This window comes from Streptomyces massasporeus, assembly GCF_014648995.1.
In the GTDB taxonomy this organism is placed as follows: Bacteria; Actinomycetota; Actinomycetes; order Streptomycetales; family Streptomycetaceae; genus Streptomyces; species Streptomyces massasporeus.
In genome coordinates this window covers 441,618-463,908 of sequence record NZ_BMSE01000001.1, presented here as the reverse complement: position 1 = coordinate 463,908, position 22,291 = coordinate 441,618, and the positions used below count along the sequence as shown (strand labels likewise).

General features: G+C 71.3%; 19 protein-coding genes and 1 pseudogene. 12 read left to right on the top strand and 8 right to left on the bottom strand.

What is annotated here, in order from left to right:
- Nucleotides 1-2: 2 nt before the first annotated feature.
- The 11 genes from IE153_RS02195 (at nucleotide 3) to IE153_RS02145 (ending at nucleotide 11,413) form a co-directional block, all read left to right on the top strand.
- Entirely contained in the window at nucleotides 3-191 is a 189-nt protein-coding gene (locus IE153_RS02195; protein ID WP_189587909.1) for a hypothetical protein, read from the top strand.
- A gap of 18 nt (nucleotides 192-209) precedes the next feature.
- Nucleotides 210-1,997, top strand: a complete 1,788-nt coding sequence (locus IE153_RS02190; RefSeq protein WP_189587907.1) for a hypothetical protein — start codon at nucleotides 210-212, stop codon at nucleotides 1,995-1,997.
- A 92-nt stretch (nucleotides 1,998-2,089) separates the two neighbouring features.
- A complete protein-coding gene (locus tag IE153_RS02185; RefSeq protein WP_189587905.1) occupies nucleotides 2,090-3,115 on the top strand; it encodes a zinc-binding dehydrogenase in 1,026 nt (341 codons plus the stop codon).
- Between the two features lie 89 nt (nucleotides 3,116-3,204).
- Nucleotides 3,205-4,410, top strand: a complete 1,206-nt coding sequence (locus IE153_RS02180) for a class I SAM-dependent methyltransferase (protein WP_189587903.1) — start codon at nucleotides 3,205-3,207, stop codon at nucleotides 4,408-4,410.
- Nucleotides 4,411-4,428: 18 nt separating this feature from the next.
- Nucleotides 4,429-4,995 carry a tunicamycin resistance protein gene (locus IE153_RS02175; RefSeq protein WP_189587901.1) on the top strand — a complete coding sequence of 189 codons (567 nt, stop codon included), beginning with the start codon at nucleotides 4,429-4,431 and terminating at the stop codon, nucleotides 4,993-4,995.
- Nucleotides 4,996-5,065: 70 nt separating this feature from the next.
- Nucleotides 5,066-6,253: a class I SAM-dependent methyltransferase gene (locus IE153_RS02170; protein ID WP_189587899.1), complete on the top strand. Its 1,188-nt coding sequence runs from the start codon at nucleotides 5,066-5,068 to the stop codon at nucleotides 6,251-6,253.
- 43 nt (nucleotides 6,254-6,296) lie between these two features.
- The gene (locus IE153_RS02165) at nucleotides 6,297-7,094 is read left to right on the top strand and encodes a TylF/MycF/NovP-related O-methyltransferase (RefSeq protein WP_189587897.1); all 798 of its coding nucleotides are present in this window, start codon (nucleotides 6,297-6,299) and stop codon (nucleotides 7,092-7,094) included.
- The gene (locus tag IE153_RS02160; protein ID WP_189587895.1) at nucleotides 7,091-8,293 is read left to right on the top strand and encodes a class I SAM-dependent methyltransferase; all 1,203 of its coding nucleotides are present in this window, start codon (nucleotides 7,091-7,093) and stop codon (nucleotides 8,291-8,293) included. The genes IE153_RS02165 and IE153_RS02160 overlap by 4 nt, the downstream gene beginning before the upstream one ends.
- Before the next feature lie 62 nt (nucleotides 8,294-8,355).
- Nucleotides 8,356-9,549: a nucleotide disphospho-sugar-binding domain-containing protein gene (locus IE153_RS02155; protein ID WP_189587893.1), complete on the top strand. Its 1,194-nt coding sequence runs from the start codon at nucleotides 8,356-8,358 to the stop codon at nucleotides 9,547-9,549.
- Nucleotides 9,550-9,846: 297 nt separating this feature from the next.
- Nucleotides 9,847-10,470 (top strand): hypothetical protein, encoded by a 624-nt coding sequence (locus IE153_RS02150; protein ID WP_189587892.1) that lies wholly within the window; start codon nucleotides 9,847-9,849, stop codon nucleotides 10,468-10,470.
- A 79-nt stretch (nucleotides 10,471-10,549) separates the two neighbouring features.
- On the top strand, nucleotides 10,550-11,413 hold the full coding sequence (locus IE153_RS02145) for a nucleotidyltransferase family protein (RefSeq protein ID WP_189587891.1): 864 nt from the start codon (nucleotides 10,550-10,552) through the stop codon (nucleotides 11,411-11,413).
- Nucleotides 11,414-11,472: 59 nt separating this feature from the next.
- On the opposite strand, the gene IE153_RS02140 is transcribed toward IE153_RS02145, so the two are convergent.
- Complete coding sequence (locus IE153_RS02140) at nucleotides 11,473-12,855, bottom strand: serine/threonine-protein kinase (protein WP_189587889.1); 1,383 nt, start codon at nucleotides 12,853-12,855, stop codon at nucleotides 11,473-11,475.
- Between the two features lie 56 nt (nucleotides 12,856-12,911).
- On the opposite strand from IE153_RS02140, the pseudogene IE153_RS02135 reads away from it, so the two are divergent.
- A pseudogene (locus tag IE153_RS02135) lies at nucleotides 12,912-14,015 on the top strand (DEAD/DEAH box helicase); the annotation flags it as partial.
- 144 nt (nucleotides 14,016-14,159) lie between these two features.
- Here the strand turns inward: IE153_RS02135 and IE153_RS02130 are convergent.
- The 7 genes from IE153_RS02130 to IE153_RS02100 form a co-directional block, all read right to left on the bottom strand.
- A complete protein-coding gene (locus IE153_RS02130) occupies nucleotides 14,160-15,359 on the bottom strand; it encodes a threonine aldolase family protein (RefSeq protein ID WP_189587887.1) in 1,200 nt (399 codons plus the stop codon).
- A gap of 72 nt (nucleotides 15,360-15,431) precedes the next feature.
- On the bottom strand, nucleotides 15,432-16,712 hold the full coding sequence (locus tag IE153_RS02125; protein ID WP_189587886.1) for an MFS transporter: 1,281 nt from the start codon (nucleotides 16,710-16,712) through the stop codon (nucleotides 15,432-15,434).
- Complete coding sequence (locus IE153_RS02120; protein ID WP_189587885.1) at nucleotides 16,705-17,952, bottom strand: ATP-grasp domain-containing protein; 1,248 nt, start codon at nucleotides 17,950-17,952, stop codon at nucleotides 16,705-16,707. Before IE153_RS02120 ends, IE153_RS02125 begins: the two co-directional genes overlap by 8 nt.
- Nucleotides 17,949-19,580 carry a class I tRNA ligase family protein gene (locus IE153_RS02115; RefSeq protein ID WP_189587883.1) on the bottom strand — a complete coding sequence of 544 codons (1,632 nt, stop codon included), beginning with the start codon at nucleotides 19,578-19,580 and terminating at the stop codon, nucleotides 17,949-17,951. The genes IE153_RS02120 and IE153_RS02115 overlap by 4 nt, the downstream gene beginning before the upstream one ends.
- Entirely contained in the window at nucleotides 19,577-20,680 is a 1,104-nt protein-coding gene (locus IE153_RS02110; RefSeq protein ID WP_189587881.1) for an NAD(P)/FAD-dependent oxidoreductase, read from the bottom strand. The genes IE153_RS02115 and IE153_RS02110 overlap by 4 nt, the downstream gene beginning before the upstream one ends.
- The gene (locus IE153_RS02105) at nucleotides 20,673-21,050 is read right to left on the bottom strand and encodes a cupin domain-containing protein (RefSeq protein ID WP_189587879.1); all 378 of its coding nucleotides are present in this window, start codon (nucleotides 21,048-21,050) and stop codon (nucleotides 20,673-20,675) included. Before IE153_RS02105 ends, IE153_RS02110 begins: the two co-directional genes overlap by 8 nt.
- Complete coding sequence (locus IE153_RS02100) at nucleotides 21,047-22,276, bottom strand: lysine N(6)-hydroxylase/L-ornithine N(5)-oxygenase family protein (RefSeq protein ID WP_189587877.1); 1,230 nt, start codon at nucleotides 22,274-22,276, stop codon at nucleotides 21,047-21,049. Before IE153_RS02100 ends, IE153_RS02105 begins: the two co-directional genes overlap by 4 nt.
- Between the last annotated feature and the right edge of the window lie 15 nt (nucleotides 22,277-22,291).

Sequence of the window (22,291 nt, the reverse complement as noted above, 5' to 3'; positions counted from 1 at the left end):
CTGTGCAGGACGCAGAGCAGGCACACGGCGACGAGCCGACCACGCCCGCCCAGGAGACCGCGTCGGCAGGTACGACGGGACCGGCCGACAAGGCGGCAGCGGAGGACCTCGACTGGTTCGAGGACGTACCCGAGGAGAACGTCGGGGCCGTGCTGTCGCTGGACGAAGTAGCCCCGCACCCGGGGATCTAGAGACCCGTGGGGAGTGACGTGGGCTCTTCTCATCCGTCCGCCGTCGTCCAGGTCGACGACAGACAACGGGACGTGCTGCGGTGGTACGCCTCGCTGTCGAGTGCCACCGCGACCGACCGGACGTGGCCCGAGGGCGCGGTGGTCGTCCTTCGCAGCGATCTCCTTCCGGACGAGGACGACCTCGCTCCGCTCGGATGCCGCACGGTCACGGAGGTCTGTGCGGAGGATCTGCGTCGGGGTGCCGCCGAGCGGTCGATACCGGCGTCGGCTCGGTACGTCCTGGTGGTCGTCGCCCGCGAGGAGTTCGACCTCGGTCTCGCTCGCGACATCGTGGCCTTCGGGCGCCGCGTCGGCATGCCCGTGGGCACGCTGCCGGCCCGCTCGAGGGGGGAACTGGGCTTCATGCTGAGGCGCATGGCCCTGGCACGGCGTGCGCAGGCCGGAAGGCACGTCGTCGTCGACGCCGCCGATTCGTCCTCCGTGGTGGGCGACGCAGCACAGTTCACGGGCCCCGGGGCGCAGGGCGTGCACAGCCTTTCCGTGTACGGACACGGCAACGAGTCCCACGTCAAGATCGGCGGCAGGTTCATCTGCTCGCACAGCCTGAGCCGCTTCCCGGAGCAGGACTGCGCCTGCGCGGCGCACGATCTCAGGCTGTGCAGGCTCGACGAGATTCGCTGTGTGTGGATCCACCTGGGATCGTGCGGGGCGCTGATACCCGACTGGCGGCGCAGCGTGCCCGCGTCGAACTTCGTCGACGCCTTCGCGAGTTCGTACGCGGCGACGGTGTGCGGGTCGCTCTACCGCATGCCGACGTCCCGTGCCGCCATCGTCGCCCACGAGCTGAACCGGCTGGCCGGGTCCGCGCCGGGCGGGGACGACCCGTCGGCGGGCACCCTGTGCCTGGGCGACCCGGTCCTGTTGGGGTACACCGACGCCGTCCTCGACAGACAGGCGGTCGTCACCGGCCTGCAGGCCGAACTCGACGCCGTCGCTTCCCGGTCGGCGCACCGGTCACGGGACCAGGAGCGGGTGCGGGAGCTGACCCGCACCCTCCACGACGTGCGCGAGCAGGTCACTGCGCTGCGCCTGGCGGGTGGCCCCGCCGCACGCGGGGCGCTGGACGACGGCGGGGGCTGGATCGACAGCGCCTCGGGCTGGTCGGCCCGCGCCGCCAGGGTGCTGTCGGCGGCGAACGAACGGCAGCTCTACGACGAGACCGCGCGGGCCGAAGTCGCCCGTTGTCTCGCCAAGACCACGGACCTCGCCCGCCGGTTCGAACAGGACCTGGTTCGCTTCGTGGCGTCGGTCCCCGCCATCGGGGGCCGCGATGTCGAGCGAGCCATGAAGAGCGGACTGCTCTTCGGGCCGAAGCTGCCGGAAGAACTGTGCGCCTGCCGGCTGTGCGGGCTCCCGGTGTACGTGAGCACGGCACGGAACGTGGCGAGTGACCGCCAGAACTTCTGGGCGCAGTGCGACGTGTGCGGACACCTCGCGAGATCGCCTGACCCGGTGCGCTTCCCACTGATCACCGTACCGGCGCCGGGTGTCGTCGGGGTCCGCTTCTTCGGCGGCAGGCGAACGGACCCCGCAGCCCGGGTGGTCGTCGACATCGACGACGGTGTCGGGACGCTGCACACAAGGACCGTGCACGAGATCGCGGCGGGTGAGGAGGCGCGCGTGCGCTGTGACCCGAGTGGATCCGGGCCCTCGCTGCGGATGCGGGCGCTGGTCGTGTCCGGGTTCGCGATGTGGTTCGCGCGCGCGACCGTGCCATTGGCCCAACTGCTCGGCCCGCCCCCCTGAGGCGGGCACCAGGTGCCCTGTTGGCGGAACGCCGGGAAGGAAGGAAGTCACATGCGTGGGAACGCCATCCGGCAGCCCGAGGACGACGACTCATGAAAGCAGTGTTCGCGACCACCCCCGATCCGGACGACCCGCTGTCCGCCGTTGTTGTCGGACACCGCCCCGATCCCGAGGTGCCTCAGGGCTGGGTGCGGGTCCGGGTCCGGGCGGCGTCCCTGAACCACAAGGACCTGTGGACCCTGCGCGGCGTCGGGATCAACCGCGACCAGTACCCGCGCATCCTCGGCTGCGAGGCGGCGGGGGAAGGGCCGGACGGCGCGAGGGTGGTGCTGTACCCGCTGCTGGATTCCCCACCGGGCATGAGCGACGAGACGCTGGTGATGCCCGCGGCCCAGCTGGTCGGTGCCCGGCCCGGCACACTGGCCGAGTACTTCGCCGCACCCCCCGAGAGCCTGCTGCCGGTCCCGGACCATCTGTCCTGGGAGGAGGCCGCGTGCCTGGTGTGCACCTGGCTGCCCGCCTACCGGATGCTGTACACGAAGGCGGCGCTGCGCCCCGGAGACACCGTGCTCGTCCAGGGCGCGGCGGGCGGACTGTCCACCGCGCTGATCAGCCTGGCCGCGGCAGGAGGCCTGCGCACCTGGGTCACCGGCCGCTCCGCCGACAAGCGGGACCTGGCCCGCCGTCTGGGAGCGAGCGACGTCTTCGAACCGGGCGCCACGCTGCCCGAACCGGTCGACGCGGTCATCGACAGCGTCGGCAAGGAGACCTGGACGCACTCGCTGCGCAGCGTCCGGCACGGCGGCACGGTGGTGGTCGCCGGTGCCACGACGGGAGATGTGCCGCCCGCCCGGCTGCACCGCGTCTACTTCCACCAGATCAACGTCGTCGGGTCCTTCAGCGGTACACGGGAGGAATACCGGCGCATGGTGACATTCATGCGCACCACCGGCATCAGGCCGCTGGTGGACGACGTGCTGCCGATCCAGGAGGCGCGCGCGGCACTCAAGCGGCTCGCCGACGGCGACGTGCGAGGCAACCTCGTCCTCACCTGGTCCGAGGACGGCCAGGAATCCCGCTCCGAGGCGGCTCGGCGGCTCTCCGTCTGGATCCCCTGATGGGTGGAGCCGGCCTTTTCGAGAAGGTGATGCCAGTGATCCCTGACAGGTCGAAACGCGCTGCCCGGACGAACACCGCGATTGATCTCGTGCGCGAGGCGGGGGACGTCACCGTCCTTCCACCGTGCGACAACCGATTCCACTACGTTCCGCCCTGGCGGGTCGCGGCTCTGGAAACACTGGCCGAGAAGGTCCTGCCTCCGGTCGCCGACATCGCGGCCCGGTACTCGTCCACCGTCCGGATGAACGACCTGATCACCACGGACGAGTCGGCGGCGCTGATGGACGCGTGCGCCTACGTGCGGCTGCGCGGCGCGGGGGACGGCTGCACCCTCGCCTTCGGCGGCCTGCCCTCGGAGCTGACCGCGTACGCGCGGCGCGACCGGATGACCGTCCGTGCGGCCCTGGAGTGCGTCGGCTGGTTCGACGCCAACCAGCGTCACCTCACCGGCGTCGAGATCACACCGGGGCGACCCGGCGGAGCGTCGGCTGTCGACGGTGCGCTCTACGGACCGGAGCTGGCACGCCGGTACGATCCGGCGCGGCGGGTGACCGAGCGGTTCAACGAGGTACTGCGAGAATTCGCCAAGGAGCTCCTCGGGACACGCCGCGTCCTGGAACTGGGCACCGGCACCGGGAGGGTGGGACGCAACATCGCCCCCTTCGCCTGCTCCTACGTGGGGATCGAGGCATCGGCCGCGATGATCTCCGCGGGACGCCGCGACGGCCTGGACGTGCGGCACGGGGACATGATGGCGATGCCGTTCGAGACCGGGTCGTTCGACGCGGTCGTCGAGCACGAGAGCATCGACTTCTGCACGGAGCCGTTGCTGGCCGCCACCGAGATCGAACGCCTGCTGGCCCTGGGCGGCCAGTTCTACCGCATCGAGCTGGAAACCGCGCCGGCTCCCGGGATCAGCCGCCTTCAGGAGGACATCACCGCACGGCTGGCGAAGCTCTCCGGCGGGGTCTTCCCGTACTGGACCAAGGGACAGCGGCAACGCCTGCACACGTGGCTGACCGGACGCGGCTTCGCGCACCGCAGCATCCGGCTCGCGCGGTGGAACGAGAGGCGGACCCTGCGCAACTGGCTCCAGGGCCTGGTCAACGCGAGCTATCCCTCGTTCTCCGGCGTCGGCGAGCAGACGGCTGCGTCCGTCTGCCTGGAACTGGCGGATGCGGCGTCGATGGGGGACCTCGAGACGAAGTGGCCGGGAGAAGTCGGCGTGGTGGTGCACCAGTACGAGGCCGTCGAGTGGTGCTGCCCCTCGCACCGCCCCCGATCGACCCTGTGACCGAGAACGGAGAGACACGTGCTGGTGTGGATCAACGGCCCCTTCGGGGCGGGCAAGTCGAGTGTCACCGACGAACTGACACGGGCCGTCGACGAGGTCATCGTCTTCGACCCCGAGGAGGTCGGGTTTCACCTGCGCACATGGGTGCCGCTGCCGGCGTCCGGGGACTTCCAGGACCTCGCGTGCTGGCGCGATGTCGTGGGGCAGACGTGTGCGTCGATCGCACGGCACTACCCGTCGCATCTTCTCCTCGTGCCGATGACCGTCGTGAACGACGACTACCGGCGGGAGATCTTCGACCTCATCCACAAGAGCACGGACGAGGTCCTGCACGTCTGGCTGTCGGCCACCCGGCAGACCCTCTCCGACCGCATCACTCACCAGGTCGTCTGGCCGGACCATCCCGAGCGGGACGCCGAGGTGAGGGCCTGGCGCCTCGCCCAGATCGACGGCGCGATGACCACCGAGAGGCGACTGGGCGCGGACACCGTCATCCTGCCCACCGACGACGCGAGTCCTCGGCAACTGGCCGAACGCATCCTCGCCGAAGCAGGAGGGCGCACCGGAGGGGACCGGCATCCGTGAGGAGCCCGGCCTCGCCGCCGGACACGCGCGAGCCCTGCTGAAGGACGAACCCACCAGGGAGTTGTTGAAGTTGACCGTAGGGAAAGACATCGGGCTCCTGGAGCAGTTGATCGTCACCGCGGGCGGGGACGATCGTGGCCTGGTCGAGATCACGAAGAACCTTCCGCTGGACGAACTCACCTCGGTCCTGATCGACGAGGTCGTGTTCCGGGCGAACACCAACGCCGCCGGCTCGGCGTTCCGGCAGGGCCCCGAGGCGCCGGAGATCGGCACCGTGCTCATCGGGGTGCACCACGACGGCCTGACTCAGGAGCGGTTGCTGAGTGTCCGAGCCGACGGCACCGTGGAGCCGGCCGCGGAAACAAAGGGCGACATCTCCCTGCGTCTCGACTACGACCTGCACGACCTGGTCCGTGTGCTGTTCGGGCCCACCTGGCCGAGGCCGGCCGGCACCTACGCCTCGTCGTTCCTCCCGGCGGCCGCCGGCGGACGGCGCATGCCCCCGCTCGAGACCGTCTACCAGGGCATGGATGCCGCCGGAACCGTGCTGTCCGGGCTGTCGCAGCACCACCCGGACCTCAGCGAACTGGCCAGACGGTACCGCACCGACAAGTGGGGCGGACTGCACTGGTTCACCGGACTGTACGAGCGCCACCTGCGTGAGTTCCGCGAACTGCCGGTGCGGATCCTGGAGATCGGCATCGGCGGCTACGGCAGCGCCACGCTCGGCGGCGAGTCGTTGCGCATGTGGAAACGCTACTTTCCGCGTGGCCTCGTGTTCGGCGTCGACATCTTCGACAAGTCCGCGGTCGACGAGCAGCGCATCACCACGGTGCGCGCGGACCAGAACGACCCGCAGGAGCTCATCGAGGTCGAGGAGAAGTACGGCCCCTTCGACATCGTCATCGACGACGGCAGCCACGTGAACGGCCACGTCCGAACCTCACTGGAGACGCTCTTCCCGAGGCTGCGCGCCGGGGGCCTCTACGTGATCGAGGATCTGTGGACGTCGTACTGCCCGGGTTACGGCGGTCAGGACCGGGTCCCCGTGGACGGGACGACCTCGGTCGGAATGCTCAAGGACATCGTGGAGGGCATCCAGTACGAGGAGCAGCCTCGCACGGCCGAGCAGCCGCCGACCTACCTGGAGCGGAACGTGGTCGGCGTGCACGTCTACCACAACCTCGCCTTCCTGGAGAAGGGCAGCAACGCCGAGGGAGGAGTGCCCACATGGGTGCCCCGCACCCCGAGGTACTGACCACCGGCACCGCCCCGGACTCCATCGACCCCAGGGAACTCTCATGACGACCGCCGAAACCGGGACCGTCCACGGAAACGCGAAGGACGCCTACCTCGACCTGCTGAAACGCTGCCTGACCCGATACGACGGCCGGCGGATCTTCCTGGGCCCGCCGCTGACCAAGTCGCGCACGATGGAACAGATAGAGCGGGGCAGGTTCGCGCACCAGGACGCCGACACCATGATCGGATGGCCACGCCTGGACAACGTCCGCCACTGTGTGGAGACCGTGCTGCGGCAGCAGGTGCCGGGAGACCTGCTCGAAGCGGGCGTGTGGCGAGGCGGATGCTGCGTCTTCATGCGCGGCATCCTCAAGGCCTGGGGTGTCACCGATCGCACGGTGTGGGTGGCCGACTCGTTCGCCGGGTTCCCCGAGCCGGACACCGGCCGGTATCCGGACGACTCCGTCTACGACAGCCCCGTCGCCCGGGAGATCCTCGACGGCTTCGGATACCCGATCGCCATCAGCCTGGACGAGGTGAAGTCCCGGTTCACGGCCTACGGGCTGCTGGACCGTCAGGTCCGGTTCCTCGTGGGGTACTTCGCGGACACGCTGCCGCAGGCCCCGGTCGAGCGGTTGTCCGTTCTGCGGCTGGACGGCGACATGTACCAGTCGACGCTGGAGTCCTTGGAGAACCTGTACCCGAAACTGTCCGTCGGGGGTTTCTGCATCATCGACGACTACTCCCTGGAAGGCTGCCGCAAGGCCGTCGAACACTTCCGTGAGGCGCACGGGATAACGGAGCCGATCGAGAAGATCGACTGGACCGGTGTCTTCTGGCGCAGGACATCCGGATGACCGGGGTGCTGCGCAGCCCGCGGGGAGTGGTGTCCTCGGCTGAGAACACCATCGCCAGGGTGATCTCGGCGGCCGGCTGCCGAGACGAGGAGATCGCCTCGGTCGTCGAGTCCTCTGGCCCCGAGAGGGTCGCCGAGATCCTGGTGGACGAGATCGTGGGCAGAGTGGACCTGCCGCCTGTCGAACTCGACGAGGAGATCGTGGTTCAACTGTGGTTCACGCACGGGGCGAAGAGGATCGCCCATCTCGTGAAGGCCGGCTCGGCCGGTGTGACGTGCGAACCGGGTGAAACGCGGGAGCCGCACGCACGCATCGAGCAGGACCTGTGCGAGGCGGTGCGGGCGGTGTTCGGGCCACGTGGCGATGGGGCGGCGGCGACCAGGCGGCTGGAGTTGCGCGGATCAGGGACCCCGCAGGCGTTCGTGCAGCCGCCGAGGGCGTTCTGGGTGACACAGCGGTTGCTCGCGACCATGGACGACCGCGATCAGATCGGCCTGACCGAACTGGCCAGCCGTCATGGTTCGGACAAGTGGGGGATCCACCGCTACACCCCGCACTATCAGCACCACTTCGAGCCGCTGCGCGACCGGCCGCTGACCGTTCTGGAGATCGGCGTCGGGGGCCTCAGCGGGGGCACCACCGGCTATGGCGCCCCGGACAAGGGCGGCGGCTCCCTGCGGATGTGGAAGCGGTACTTCCCGCGCGCCCTGGTCTACGGGATGGACATCGCCGACAAGCGGGCGTTGTCCGAGCAGCGGATCACCGTCCTGCGCGCCGATCAGTCGAACCCCGTCGAACTGCACAGGGTGGTCGAGGAAACGGGGCCCCTGGACATCGTCATCGACGACGGCAGCCATCGCAGCGAGCACGTGCTGACGTCCTTCGCCACGCTGTTCCCGTACGTGCGGGACGGCGGCCTGTATGTGATCGAGGACCTGCAGACCTCCTACTGGCCGCGGTTCGGCGGGAACAGCGAGGCGCTCGACGGCCCGGCGACCAGTGTCGGGTTCCTGAAGTCCCTCGTCGACGGCCTGAACCACGAGGAGATCCTGGACTCAGGTGCGCGGCCACCCGGTGCGTTCGACCGGCACATCAAGGGTCTGCACTTCTACCACAACATCGTCTTTGTGGAGAAAGGCCTGAACGCGGAGGGCGGCGGCCCCGCCTGGCTCAGGCATCCGCCCCGTCGTCGTGCGTGACCGGCGACCGGCCGTCGGCCTTCTCGGCGTATCAGCCACCTTTCCGACGAACGAGGTGAGCCATGCGTGTGTTGTTCACGACGTCCCCCGGCCTGGGGCACATGTTCCCGGTCGTCTCGCTGGCCTGGGCACTGCGCGCGGCCGGACACGAGGTACTGGTCGCCACCGCCGGCCGCACGCAGGGTCACGTCAGGGCGGTGGCCCAGGCCGGCCTGCCGGTGGTGGAGGTCCTGAGTGTCGACCGGGCGACCAAGGCCTTCGCCCTCGGGATCAGCGCCTGGATGAAGCGGGAAGGCAGGGGCGTGGCCGGGAGGCCGGACTGGTCCCGGCAAGTCGGCAAGGAGCTGGCGCGCGGTGGCGGTGGCCTGGAGACCGTCGCTCCCATGTACGGTCCCCTCTCCATGGCCATGAGCACCAAGGTGCTGGCCGTCGCCGAGCAGTGGCGGCCGGAACTGGTCGTGCACACACCCCTGGAAGGAGCCGGACAGCTGGCCGCGGCCCGGCTCGGCGTGCCCGCCGTCGAGCAGCCCTTCGGCTTCAGCCGCAACGACGGGATCGCTCCCGTGCTGCGCGAGGCCATGGACCGGGCTTACCGCGGGCACGGCGTGGCCGGGCTGCCCGAGCGGCGGATCTCCCTGTCCATCACTCCGCCGAGCATGCGGGGCGGGGTGACCGCCGACTGGCCGATGCGGTACGTGCCGTTCAACGGTGGCGGGGTGCTGGCCGACTGGCTGCGGACACGGCCGGACCGTCCCCGGGTGGCACTCACCCTGGGGTCCGAGGTGGTGCAGTGGCACGGTGAGCTCGGCCCGCTGTCCTGGGTCGCGGACGTGGCCAAGAACGTGGACGCCGAGTTCGTGCTCGCCATCGGCGACGACGTCGATCCGGCGCAGCTCGGCGAGCTTCCGGAGAATGTGCGGCCGGCCGGGTACGTGCCGCTCAACCAGCTGTTGCCGACCTGCTCGGCGATCATCCACCACGGTGGGTCCGGAAGCACGATGGCTTCGCTGGACGCCGGGATCCCGCAACTGATCCTTCCGCAGAGCGCGGACCAGTTCATCAACGCCGATGCGGTGGTCGGGCGAGGATGCGGCCTGGCGGCGGACGGCGCGGTGGACACCGGGCTGATGACCCGTCTGCTCACCGACCCGGGGCCGGCCGAAGCCGCGGCGCAGGTCCGGGCCGAGCTGCACGCCATGCCCTCGCCCGCCGAGGTGGTGCCCAGGCTGGTCGAACTGGCGAGGAGGACGTCGTAGTGCCGCGACCGCGGTCGCCTGTTCCGCTTCGGCCGGCCGGTGACCGGGCCGCGTCCCGCACGCCCCGGTTCCCGGCCGCCCTCGGGGCGGTGTGGGAGGATCGGTCACTGTGACGATGCTGCCGATCCACTCCGCCGCACTCATCACGCCGGGACGTCCGGCAGGGCGCCACCGGCAGGCCTCCGGGCACCTCCAAACGTCCCGGCGCCGCGCGCGGGAGCTGGGACGCCACCCGGCCGGCACGGCCCGGACGAGCAGTGCGCGGCAGGCCGCTGCCCCACGCTCCGCCGCCACCGGATGACCGCCGAACGACCTCCGCGGGCCATCGACGTGGGCCGCCTCCCGGAGGACGTCGCGGCACTCGTCGAAGCCCTCGGTCCCGGCCAGAACCTGGTCATCACGCGGGACGGCGAGGCGATCGCCAGGGTCACCAGCACCCTCGGTGCCCTCATCACTCCCACCCGGCCGTACGAGGCCACCGAGGCCACGCGGACCGGCCCCGGGGGCATGACCGTGGTCGTGACCGCGATGAAGCTGTCGGAGTCGGCCCGGGTGTCCCTGTCCGACCAACTCGGCCCGGACTACATCGTCCTCGACATCCACGCCGCGCCGGCGACGGCCGACGTACTGCTGGTGCCGCCGGTCAGTCCCCAACTGATCGGAAGTCTCCGGTCCGCGTTCCCCTCGGCCCGGGTGGTCGTCACCGAGATCGAGGACGACGAACTCGGGGTCAGCTACCACGGCCCCGTCCGGCGGATGCTCGACGCCGGAGCGGAGGCCTACCTGCCGGCGAACAGTGTTCCTCGCCTGGCGAGGCAGCTCGAGCACACGCTCACCCGCCGGGGCGAGCTCGCCCACGGCGGCGGCACGGTACCGGAGATCGAACCCACGGCACGAGACCGGACGCCCGAAGACGAGTGATCCGGAGCCCCGATCATCGCGTCATGTCCCACGAGTTGAGGCCGAGTGCGACGGGGGGGGCGTCGGTAAACTGCCCGGCATGCGTGACGACATTCTTCCGGTTGAGGTCACCCGGAGCGTACAGACCTTCCTGACGAGCGTGGACGAACTGGCACCGGGTCTGGTCACCGGTTTCTACCTGGTCGGCTCGGTGGCGTTAGGCGACTTCCATCCCCCCGGGGCCGCCCGGGGCCGACTGAGTACGGCGAGTGACATCGACTTCGTCGCCGTGACCGACCGCCGCGTCGAGCCGGGGTCTCAGGACATGACGGCGGTGGCCGAGGCACACAGCCGCACCGTGGCCCGCTTTCCCCGGCCGCACTTCGACGGTGTGGTGTTCACCCGGGCCGACCTCGCCGCCGGGCCGGAGGCCTGTCCCGACGTCCCGTTCGCGCAGGAGAGCCGGTTCACCCCGGCCGGACGGTCCGGCGTCAACCCGGTGACCTTCTGCGAGCTCGCCTGGCACGGGATCACCGTGCGCGGCCCCCAGCCGGCCGACACGGACGTGTGGGCCGATCCGAAGGCCCTGCGGGCGTACACCGTGGACAACCTTCGCACCTACTGGCAGCCGTGGCTGCAGCAGAAGAAGCGGCCGAGCCCCCTCTCCCTCGCCATCGGGCTCACCGAGTGGTTCCCGGTGTGGGCGGTTCTCGGAGTGAGCCGACTGCACCACGTCCTCGCCACCGGAACGATGACGTCCAAACGCGGCGCCGGCCAGTATGCGCAGAGGGTCTTCGGCCCGGCCTGGGAACGCATCATCGCCGAGAGCCTGTGGCTGCGCACCCGCGGTGCTGAAGGCCGTTCGAGCTACCGCAACCCGTTCGCTCGCCGCCGCGACACCCTTGCCTTCCTGGACACCGCCATCGACGCCGCACTTGCGCTGCCCGCCGAGGACTCCCCGTAGCCACCAGGCTCAGCGGGACAGGGCCGAGGGCCGACTTGGGTCATGGTCCGGATCCTCATTCACGCTGGGCATTCGGCCCGCGTGCCGGCCGTACCCCAACGGATCATCAGGTAGCCGGACGCGCCGATCTCCGCCACGGCGTAGCGAGAGTACGGCCAGGCGCTTCCCGCGCTCTCCCGTTCGCTCACCAGAGCCCGGCATGCCTCGCCGGCGGCCAGAGCGGCCCAGGACTCGATCTGCTTCTCGTTCCACCGCAGGTACTCCGACCAGACGTACATCACCGAGTCGTCGGGGTCGAAGCCCACTTTGATGTGCGTGTGGCCGAGCACCCGATCGGTGCCGAGCGTCCGACGCATCGCGTTGGTACCCGTGATGATCTTTCTGGCGGTGCCGTCTGCGACCCGGATCTCCGCCCCGTCGGTGCTGGGGACCATCGCCTGCCCGAGACCGTCCTCGTCGGGTTGCCAGTCCTGCGAACCGTCCCCGTCCCGCCCCGTGCCGTTGTCGGCGGCCGACCGGCATCCGGTATCGGTGACGAAGTCGTCCTGCCAGGTCACCCGCGCATCCCGGCCCTGCTCCTCCTTCACCATGACGTACGTGCGGTACGACAGGTCCGGGTGCAGCCGGAGGACGACGTCCCGCAGCGTCAGGCACATCGACCTGGCGATCTCCGTCTCCGCGTACAGCGTCCCCTGCTCGTCGGAGGTCAGCCGGTACGACAGGTAGACCTCCCTGCGCGACGCGTGGAACCGTACGGTCTCCGGAGTGAAGTCGGCGCCGTCGCCGAGGTGCTGCGCCTCGACACCCTGGTCGTGCAGGACCGCGCGTGCCACGTCGTGCTCCCCTGCGCCCTGTGCCGCCCGCGCCTGGTTCCAGCTCGCCACGCTCGCCGAGCCGCCGCTCCCGGCCGGCCGCTCGGCCTTCTCGTCCCCTTGTGCGGTGTTCGCCGAAGCCTGCCCGGGTCCGGCCGAGGCCAGCGGCGACGCCGAGGCCGCGGACGAGGGGGTGTGACGGCCGCCCCCGGTGTCACCGGGCAGCAGCGCCGCCACTCCTCCGGCCAGGCCGCCGATGACGCCTGCCGCGAGGGCGACGGCGGCCACCAGCCGCTTCCGGGATCGACTCCTGTCCGACGGCAGCTGCCAGGCGGCGTCCTCAGCGGCCGGCACCTCCCACGCGGCCGTGATCAGGTCCGCGGCCGTCGCCGGTAACGCATCGGCGCTCGCCGCCCGAGTGACCTGAGACGCCAAGAGCACCGCGCACTCTCGGGCGGCCTCGGCGGCTGACGGACGCTCACCCGGGCCCTGGGCCAGCGCCTTCTCCACGATCCGGCGCAGGAGCCCCGGGACACCGTCCAGGTCGGCCTCGCCCGACATCACGCGGAAGGCCACCACATCGGGCGCACCGGCGCCGAACGGCAGTCGGCCGGTGGCCGCATAGGCCACGAGCGCCCCCCACGCGAACACGTCACCCGCCGGACCCGCGGTGCCCTGGCGGTACTTCCGTCGCCTCCTTCCCGCAGCGCATCAGCCGCACCGGCCGACGCTCCGGCACCGTGCGCAACTGCCTGTTCCTCACCACCCGCAAGGACACACTCCTGCAAGCCGTCGGCCTGCTGCTGTGGTCGCGCGGCTGGGTCGAACCGGTCCTCCCGCCGTCCGAGCCGCGCCACCTCGTCGCCCAGCAGCTCCTCGCCGTCACCCTTCAACAGCACAAGCTCGGCGACCAGTTGTGGGACCGGCAGTGGAACGGACTCGCCCCGTTCGACCGCTCCGCCGCCCCCATCCTGCGCCACCTCACCGAGGAGGGCTTCCTCGACGACGACGGCGGCTTGCTGTTCGTCGGTCCCGAGGCCGAACGCCGCTTCGGCAGGCGGCACTTCACCGAACTCACCGCGTCCTTCACCGCACCACCCCAGTTCACCGTGCTGTCCGGACGCACGGAGATCGGCCGCACCGACCCGAGTGTGCTCACCGAGGAACGTCCCGGGCCCCGGCGTCTGCTGCGCGGCGGACGCAGCTGGCAGGTGACCTACATCGACTGGCTGCGTAAACGCGTCTTCGTCGAACCCGCGGACGGCGGCGGCATCGCCAAGTGGATGAACGGCGGCATCGCCGGGCTGTCCTATGCCCTCACCCGCGCCATGCGTGAGGTGCGGCTCGGTGCGGATCCGCCCGTTTCGCTCACCCGGCGTGCCGAGGCATGCCTGGCCGAACAGCGCGAGAGCGACGCCTCCGACACCGTGTACCCGGGCGGCACACTGATCACGCGCGTCGGCAACGACGTGCGCTGGTGGACCTGGGCCGGGTATCGCGCCAACGCCACCCTCGGGGCAACTCTTCAGTCGGTCACAGACCCTTTGCAACGCCCCACCGACTGCTGGCTGCGCCTGCGCGAAGATTCCACCCCGGCCGACTGGCGCGCGGCTCGCGAGAGTGTCGGCGAGAGCCTGGTGCTACCCGATGTGGACCACCGGGCCGTACGCGGACTGAAGTTCTCTGCCGCTCTCCCGGAACGTCTCGCAGTCGCCACGGTCGCGGCCCGGCTGGCCGACTTCGAGAGTGCTCGCGCGGTGTTGTCCGAGCCTGTGCGTCTGGTCGGCTGAAGCCGCATCTCGCAGTGCATCGCGATGCAGCGGACTGTCGGACCACATGTTCGAGCAGTGGGCCCTCGGACCGGACGGCCTCTTCGAGCTTCTCCCGCCCGGGGGTCAGGACGCTCGCCCGACCTCCCGGGCTTCCGCCGCCCCCTACTTCGACTCGCGGTTCGCGGAGGGGTCAGGCTCCTTCCCCAGCGCTTCGATCGTCTCTTCCATCTCGCGGACCTTCCGGCGCAGTCGCACCAGTTCCTCGCGCTCGGCCACGGTCAGCGCGCCCGCCGGCCCTTGGCCTCGCTCCGCCGCCAGCTCCTCCGCGATCGCGGCCGCGAACGCGTCCACGTCGCCCTCGGTGGTGTCGAAGGAGGTCATCCAGCGGACCTCGCCGGCCTGCTCGTCCCAGGTGTAGAAGCGGAAACGCTTCTGGAGACGCTCGGTGACGGCCGGCGGCAGGACGGCGAAGATCTGGTTGGCCTGCACCGGGCGGGCGATCTCCAGACCCGGCAGGTCGCGCACCGCATCGTACAGCCGCTGGGTCATCGCGTTGGAGCGGGCCGCCGAGCGCAGCCAGAGGTCGCCGCCGAGCAGCGCCTCGAACTGCACCGACATGAAACGCATCTTGGAGCCCAGCTGCATGCTCGTCTTGCGCAGGTGGGCCATGCCGCGCACCGCGTCCTCGTTGAGCACGATCACCGCCTCGCCGAAGAGCAGCCCGTTCTTGGTGCCGCCGAGCGAGAGGACGTCCACGCCGGCGTCGGTGGTCATCTCGCGCAGGGACACGCCGAGGGTGGCGGCGGCGTTGGCGAGCCGGGCGCCGTCCAGGTAGACGAGCATGCCGAGGTCGTGCGCGTGGTCGCAGATCGCACGGATCTCGTCCGGCGTGTAGCAGGTGCCGAGTTCGGTGGACTGGGCGATCGAGACGACCCTGGGCCGGGCCCGGTGCTCGTCCTCGAAACCCCATGCCTGACGGTCAATCAGCTCAGGGGTGAGCTTGCCGTCCCATGCGGGCACCGTCAGGAGCTTGATCCCGGCGACCTTCTCGGGCGCCCCGCCCTCGTCGACGTTGATGTGGGCCGACTCGGCGCAGACCACGGCGTCCCAGCGGTCGAGCATGGTCTGGAGCGCGACCACGTTCGCGCCGGTGCCGTTGAAGACCGGGTACGCGTGCGCGGTGGGGCCGAAGTGGCCGCGCACCACTTCCTGGAGGCGCTCGGTGTAGACGTCGGCGCCGTAGCTGACCTGGTGGCCGCCATTGGCCAGGGCGATCGCCGCAAGGATCTCCGGGTGCACACCCGCGTAGTTGTCGCTGGCGAAGCCGCGCTCGTCCGGGTCGTGTCGTCGCTGTACGGTCATGGTGCGCTCGCTTACTTGTCTCGGTCGGACGGGTGTGACACATGGGGCCCGGACGGGCTCCGGCCGGTCCGCTCAGGCCGGCGCCGGCTCCGTCCGCGCGCGGGCCTTCTCCAGGCCCCGCACCAACGGCGGCGCGGCGAGCCCGAGCAGGGCGAAGAGCGCCGCGAGGACCAGCCAGCCGGTCCCCGCCGCGCCGACGACCAGGGAGGTCATCAGCCACGGCCCGGCGAACTGCTGAAGCCCGCGCCCCAGGGAGAACACCGCCTGGTACTCCCCCTGCCGGCCCCCCGGGGCGAGCCCGAAGGACAGGCCCCAGCTCGCCGACGCCTGGTACAGCTCGCCGAGGACGAGCACCAGCGCGCCGCCCAGCAGGGCCGCGCTGTCCAGGAGCGCGCCGTGCCCCCCGCTCACCGCGAACACCAGGCAGGACGCCCCCAGCGCCCACCCCGCCCAGCGCAGCATACGTGCCGCTCCCGCCGGTGTACGCGCGCCCTTGCTGACCATGACCTGGAACAACAGCACCAGGACGGTGTCCAGGATCAGCAGCCCCGACACCAGCAGCGCGGGTGCGTCGGTGCCGGTGACGATCCACAGCGGCAGACCGACCGTCAGCAGCGGGTGGTACAGCTCCAGAGCGCCGCACACCAGCGCGACCGCCACATAGCGCACGTCCCGCAGCGCGGCGCTGCGCAGCACCCCACCCGACGCCACGGCGGCGGGGGCCCGGGGCCCGGCGCCCGCGGGCAGCCGCATCCCGAGCAACACGGCGACGGAGACCAACTGCAGGGCGGCGTTGGCGAGGACCGTGGCGTACAGGGCGGTCGAGGTGCCGGCCGCGATGGCGGCTCCGGCCAGCGCGGCGCCGCCGAGGAAGCCCAGGTTGAACAGGCTGCGCATCTGCGCGCTCACCCTGACCCGCTCCGCCTCGCCCACCAGCGCGTCGGTGAGCGACGCCTGGAGCGCGCCCGCCGAGGTCTCCAGGACCGCGATGGCACAGGCGACCGCGAGGAACGCGGCGAAGCCGTCCACCAGGCAGTACGCGGTGAAGCCGACGGCCGCGAGCAGGAAGTTGACGGTGAGCACCCGGCCCGCGCCGAGCCGGTCCGCGAGCCGGCCGATGGGCACGGTGCAGAGCAGACCGCAGAGCCCTGCGACCGACAGGGCGAGGCCCACGCGCTGGGCGGGGATGCCGATGGTCCGGGTGAAGAACACGGCGCTGGAGGTGAGGAACACCCCGAGCCCCAGGGACTGGATGAGCGTGAGGACGCCGAGTCTGCGCGCGTTCCCGGCGGCAGGAAGGGTCTCCCGGAACCACGCGCGCAGCACGGCGCCGTACCGGCGTGCCTCAGCCATGCGGCCCAGCTCCCTCGGCCCGCTCGGTCCGCAGCCCGTACACCTCCATCGCGGTGTGCACGGCGGCGCGCACTCCGGCGGCGCTCCGCCCCCGGAACCGGAAGATCCCGCAGCCCTCGTCGTAACTGCCGGGCCCGGTCATGATCTGGCCGATCGCGGGCAGTTCCTCGTGGTAGACCTCGGGGACGGCCGACCTGGGCGAGGTGCGTGCGACGACCCGTCCGGGCAGCTCGCGCGGAGCGGGGTAGATGAGCCAGCCACCGGCCCGGGGTCCGGCCGGTTCGGACGGCTGCCACAGCGGGGGCAGGCCCAGGGCCGCCCGGAACGCCTCGGCGAACAGGTCGATGCCGTAGAGGTCGACGTGCAGGAACGGCACCTGCGCGCCGCCCGGCCGCAGCCCGACCTCCAGGAACACCAGCTCGCCCCCCGGGCGCCGGATCACCTCCAGGTGGAACGCGCCGTCGCGGAGCCCGAGCGCCCGCAGACAGCGGTCGGCGAACGTGGTGAGCTCGTCGCGCTCGGGGCCCGGGTCGAGCAGGACCGAGCCGAGCGGGCGGCCGTGTGCGTAGTCCAGGCAGGTGTGGACGTACTGGGAAGCGGTGACGAAGTGGAGGCGGCCGGAGCGGCGGACGCCGTCGACGTGGAAGATGTCCCCCTCGACGTACTCCTCGCACTCGTACGCCTCGGGGTCGATGCCCTGGAGAGCGTCGCGCAGTTCGTCGGCGCTGCGGACGACCGTGACTCCCTGGGAGCCCGCCGCGGCGCGCGGCTTGAGGACCAGGGGCAGAGAGCCGAGGGCGTCGACGACCGTCTCCGCCGAGGGTGCGTCGTCGAGGCGCAGGAACCGGGGGACCCGCAGTCCGGCCGCGCCCACCGCGTTCTTCATGGCGGGTTTGTCCTTGAACCGCTCGACGAGGTCGAGACCGTAGCCGCCGGGGACGTCGAGTGCGGCCGAGAGCCGGGCGGCCGTCAGGATGTCGTACTCGGACTGGCCGAAGACGGCCTCGGGGGTGCCGTGCCGGTCCGCGATCTCCCGTACGAGGGGCAGCAGGTCGTCATGGGCGAGGCTGTCGCACACATGGACCTCGGTCGCCCCGTCCTGGTCGAGCGCGGGCAGCCCGCCGGGTGTGGTGAGGTACACCGTCCGGCAGGGGTGGCCGTCGAGGAAACGGTGGTATTCGCCGAACTCGTCGCCGGAGCGGTTGAGGACGACGTACAGCGGTGTGGTCCGGTCTCTCACGCGTCCGCTCCCGGTCGCAGGGTGTCGGGCAGGCAGGCGTCCAGATCGGCGGCGCTCACCCGGCCGAAGCCGGGCGCGGGCCGGTCCCGGTGGGCCGGGGTCCTGGCGAGGAAGGCCGCCGCGCGAGGCTCTCCGGCGCCGCCGAGGCGCTGCCAGAGGAGCTCGGCGAGGTCCGGCATCACCGGGAACGCCAGCAGGGACAGGCCTTTGAGCCACCAGTAGGCGCCGTCCCCGGCCGCGTGGGCGACCGCGTCGTCGGCGCACCAGCGGTCGAGTGCCGCGACCGCGCGCGGGGTCGAGACACGGGCGGCGTCGAGCGCCGCGGACTGCTCGGCGAGCAGGGACTCCAGGAGGTCGGCGACGGCCGGGGCTGGCGCCTGCGGCGGCGCCTCGGGCAGCCGGCTCCAAGCGGCGTCGATCCGCTTGCCGAGGCCGTCGGCGAGCGTGGCGTTCGCGGTCCGAAGGAAGTCCGCCGTCTCGAAGCTCGCCGCCCCGGACTCCAGATCGGCCCCGGCGAGGTGGTAGCGGACGGTGTCCACGCCGATGGCGGGCGACGCGGCGATGTCCGCCGCCCAGATGGCGTGCCGGGCGCTGGTGGAGAACTTCCGCCCGGCCAGCCGGTAGAAGTTGTTGATCAGGCACCGGTCGTACGGCTTCATGTCGCCGTGCAGCAGGCTGGTGCCGACGATCGAGACCAGGGTGGGGATCACGTTGTCGACCCCCAGGGTGGTGAGGGTGGTGACTCCGGAGTCCGGGTCGAAGGCGTTCACGCCCGTGCCGGAGAGCCGACCGTGGACGGCGCCGGCGAGGCGGGCGAACATGAAGATCCCGGCGTACGGGAAGAGGGCGCGCGGCACGTCCGGTTCGGCCGCGGGCAGCGGAAGTCCCCACGTCTGCGGGGCGCTCAGCCGCACGGTCAGGCCGTCGCGCTCCAGGAAGCGCGCCACGGTCGCCCGGTAGCGGTCGGCGACGCCCAGGTCCACGAGCGTGGCGTCCAGGAGGTCGCGGTCCGGGAGCCGCAGGAAGAGGCTGGAGATCTCCCGCCAGGTCAGCGGCCCCTCGTCGAGCAGGGGGCGCGGCTCGACGACCGACTCGGGCAGGAAGTGCGCACTGCACTCCTCGCAGAAGTAACTGGCGATGCCCGCACCGCACTCGGGGCAGCGGCCCTGGAGCCAGCCGCCCACCACCCAGCGGTCCGACGCCGCGCAGTGGGGCACGCGCTCGGTGCGCGTCAGCACCGCGCCCCGGGCCGTCAGCCGCTCGATCGAGGCGGCGACCTCCTGCTCGAACTGCTCGCGCCACGGCTGCTGATCGGGGACGATGAACGCGTCGACGTCGATGCGCAGGGCTGCCAAGTCGTCCTGGATGCGCTGCCCGTAGCGGGCGGCGACCTCGCCGGGCGTGGAGTTCTCGGCGTGCGCCTTGAGCGCCACGTACGACTCGTACACATCGCTGCCGGTGATCACCAACGGCAGGTCGCCGCGGACCCGCAGATGCCGCGCGATCATGTCCGACCACAGGAAGGGGCCGCCGACGTGGCCGAGGTGCAGGGGGCCGTTGGGCGTGGCCTCGGGCGGCACCAAGAGGTAGTGCCGGGGGGTGTGCGTGTCGCCGGTCAGCAGGCTCATGTGCGCGCTCTCCCGTCGAGCAGGTTCAGTGCGTCCTCGGCCATGGCCGGGGCGAGTCGGTAGCCGGAGCCGGAGCCGCCGATGGCCATGACCACGTCGTCACCGCCGACCGTGTCCACGACCGGCAGATGGCCGGGGGTGAAGCAGTCGCTGAAGACCCTGCCGCCGAGCAGATGCGGCAGGAATCCCGGTACGTGCCGGGCGAGCAGGGCCCGGGCGAGTTCCCGGTCGCGGGCGTCGATGGCGAGCGGTTCGTCGGGGCCGCGGTCCCAGTCGGGCGAGGTGATGCTGAAGATCCAGTGGCCGCCGGGGCGGTGGGGGAGCAGGAAGGCGTCGGCGTCCTCCAGGACGAGCGCCGTGGCGCCTGGCGGGGGTGGCGTCATGATGTGGAACGCCACCACCTTCTTGACCCGGGCCCCGCACGCGCGGGCCGCCGCCGCCACCGGGCCGTCGAGGACCCAGGGGCCCGGCGCGAGGATTGCCTTGGCGGCGGTGATCCGGCTGCCGTCGGCGGCCACCAGTTCGACGCGCCCGCCCGTACGGCGTACTTCGGTGACCCGGAAACCATCGAGGAGGGTGTTGTCCGGGCGGCCGAGGACCTCGTCGAGGAGCCGGTCGGCGAGCCATTGGGGCTGACCGGCCGTCATGGCAGCAGTGGTCAGAAGGACTTGGTCTTCGTCGTGGGCGAGGCCGGGGAACGTCCGGTCGAGCAGGGCCCGCTGCTCCCCGGTGACCGGGCGGGTGCGGCCGCCGTCGGCCATGGTCGCGTCGAGCGCGGCCGTGTTCTCGCGCGTCACCAGCCAGCGGACGTCGACCGGCGCGCGTCCGGCGTCGCCGAGTCCGGCGGCGAGCTCGTCGAAGAGCGCGGTGCTGCGGGCGGCCAGGGCGCGCTGGGCCGGGTTGTGCCCCGTGGGCGTGTCGAACCCGGCCGAGAACCGGGTCGCGCCCGTCCCCCGCCCGGCGTGCGTGATCACGGCGACGCGGCGGCCCGGGTCCCGGCCCACGGCGTAGTACGCGGCGAGGGCACCGACCGCGCCCGCGCCGACGACGGCGAGGTCGTAGTGGGGCGCCTCACCGGTCCCGGTGGTGCGCTCACTCATCGGTCGCCGACCACCAGAAGGAGTAGATCACCAGTTCCTCGCCCTGGTCGGCGAAGATCTCGTGCACGGCCTGCGAGGCGAAGCCCACCAGGGAGCCGGGCCCGACGAGTGACCGTTCGCCGTCCACCTCCAGGGTGCCGGATCCGGCGTGGACCACCCAGATCTCCTGGACCGCGTGCTGGTCGGGCGAGCTGGTCCCGCCCGGCGGCACGGTGAAGCGGGCCGCCTTGAACGGCACGCGGGAGAAGACCGAACGGGCGAAGTCCGCCTCGGCGACGGTCACTCCGTCGGATTCCACCTCGGTCGGACCGAAGGGGACCAGGACGCCGACCGCCTCGGCCTGGAACTGCGGGACCTGACGAGCGGTCATACCGGATACCTCGTTTCACCGAGCACGCTGTTGAGGATGACCGCGCTGCGCCAGGCGAGCAGGCTGAGATTGGGATCGGCGACGCCCCAGGAGTGCCGGGCGCCGTTCTGGAGGTAGATCCGGTTCTCCGCAGGCCCGTCCCATGCGACCGAGAAGTCGTCGCCGACGACGAGCATCCCGCTGTCCCGCCGCAGCCGAGCGTCCAGCGGAGCCATGAAGTCCGGCAGCGCGTAGACGTATCCGGTGCTCAGGATCACGATGTCGGCGGCGAGCACGGCGGGTGCGTCCGGGCCCGGGGACCCGACGACGAGCTTCCATTCGTCGGGGCCACCCTCGACCGCGGTGACCGCGCAGTCCGCCAGGAAGCGCAGCCTGCCGGGGTTGTCCGCGATGAACTCGTCGCGGTAGCTCAACCGGTAGATGTCCTGGAGGACTTGGAGGTCGATCCCGTCGCTGGTGTACCTCTGCTGCTCCAGGAGCCGGGCCTTGTGGTCGGCGGGCAGCGCGTGGAAGCGGCGTACGTAGTCGGGCGTGTAGAGGTCGTTGGCGAACGGCGAGTCGTCCATCGGGAGGAACGACGAGCGCCGGCTGACCCAGGTGATGCTCTCGGGGGCCGCGCCGGCCGCCAGGTGGCGCACGATCTCCGCGCCGCTCTGGCCGCCGCCGACCACGACGACCCGCCGTCCGGTCACCTCGGGGGCCCGCAGCAGGAACTCCCCGGAGTGGAAGACGGTGGGGCCGAGGAAGGGGCGGAACGGCTCGGGGACGTACGGGCTGAGCCCGGTGCCGAGCACGAGATGACGTGCCGCCACTTCGTGCTCGCCGGTGCGGAGCTGGAAGGCCCCGTCGTGGAAGTCCACGCTGTGTACGTCCGCCCCGAAGGTCAGGCTCGGCAGCCGCCCGGCGACCCACTGGAGATACTGGTTGAACTCGGTGCGCAGGACGGCCGGGAAGTCCGCGGCCAGGAACCGGTAGAGCCGGCCCTCACTCGCGAGGAACGACAGGAACGAGAAGGGACTGGTCGGATCGACCAGCGTCACCAGGTCCTTGAGCAGCGAGACCTGGAGGGTGGCCTCGGGCAGCAGCAGTCCGGGGTGCCAGGAGAAATTCTCACGGCGTTCCAGGTGGGCGCCGCGCAGCCCTTCGACCGGATGAGCGAGCGCGGCGAGGCTCATGTTCGCGGGGCCGATGCCGACGGCCGCGTAGTCGAGTATGTGTGCGTTCATGGTGGGAACCGCCGG

Bases quoted from the DNA above. Each gene is read 5' to 3' on its own strand.
- IE153_RS02130 (WP_189587887.1), bottom strand. From the start codon at position 15,359: ATGACCGTACAGCGACGACACGACCCGGACGAGCGCGGCTTCGCCAGC.
- IE153_RS02165 (WP_189587897.1), top strand. From the start codon at position 6,297: ATGACGACCGCCGAAACCGGGACCGTCCACGGAAACGCGAAGGACGCC.
- IE153_RS02185 (WP_189587905.1), top strand. From the start codon at position 2,090: ATGAAAGCAGTGTTCGCGACCACCCCCGATCCGGACGACCCGCTGTCC.
- IE153_RS02125 (WP_189587886.1), bottom strand. From the start codon at position 16,712: ATGGCTGAGGCACGCCGGTACGGCGCCGTGCTGCGCGCGTGGTTCCGG.
- IE153_RS02105 (WP_189587879.1), bottom strand. From the start codon at position 21,050: ATGACCGCTCGTCAGGTCCCGCAGTTCCAGGCCGAGGCGGTCGGCGTC.
- IE153_RS02150 (WP_189587892.1), top strand. From the start codon at position 9,847: ATGACCGCCGAACGACCTCCGCGGGCCATCGACGTGGGCCGCCTCCCG.
- IE153_RS02160 (WP_189587895.1), top strand. From the start codon at position 7,091: ATGACCGGGGTGCTGCGCAGCCCGCGGGGAGTGGTGTCCTCGGCTGAG.
- IE153_RS02145 (WP_189587891.1), top strand. From the start codon at position 10,550: ATGCGTGACGACATTCTTCCGGTTGAGGTCACCCGGAGCGTACAGACC.
- IE153_RS02100 (WP_189587877.1), bottom strand. From the start codon at position 22,276: ATGAACGCACACATACTCGACTACGCGGCCGTCGGCATCGGCCCCGCG.
- IE153_RS02110 (WP_189587881.1), bottom strand. From the start codon at position 20,680: ATGAGTGAGCGCACCACCGGGACCGGTGAGGCGCCCCACTACGACCTC.
- IE153_RS02155 (WP_189587893.1), top strand. From the start codon at position 8,356: ATGCGTGTGTTGTTCACGACGTCCCCCGGCCTGGGGCACATGTTCCCG.
- IE153_RS02115 (WP_189587883.1), bottom strand. From the start codon at position 19,580: ATGAGCCTGCTGACCGGCGACACGCACACCCCCCGGCACTACCTCTTG.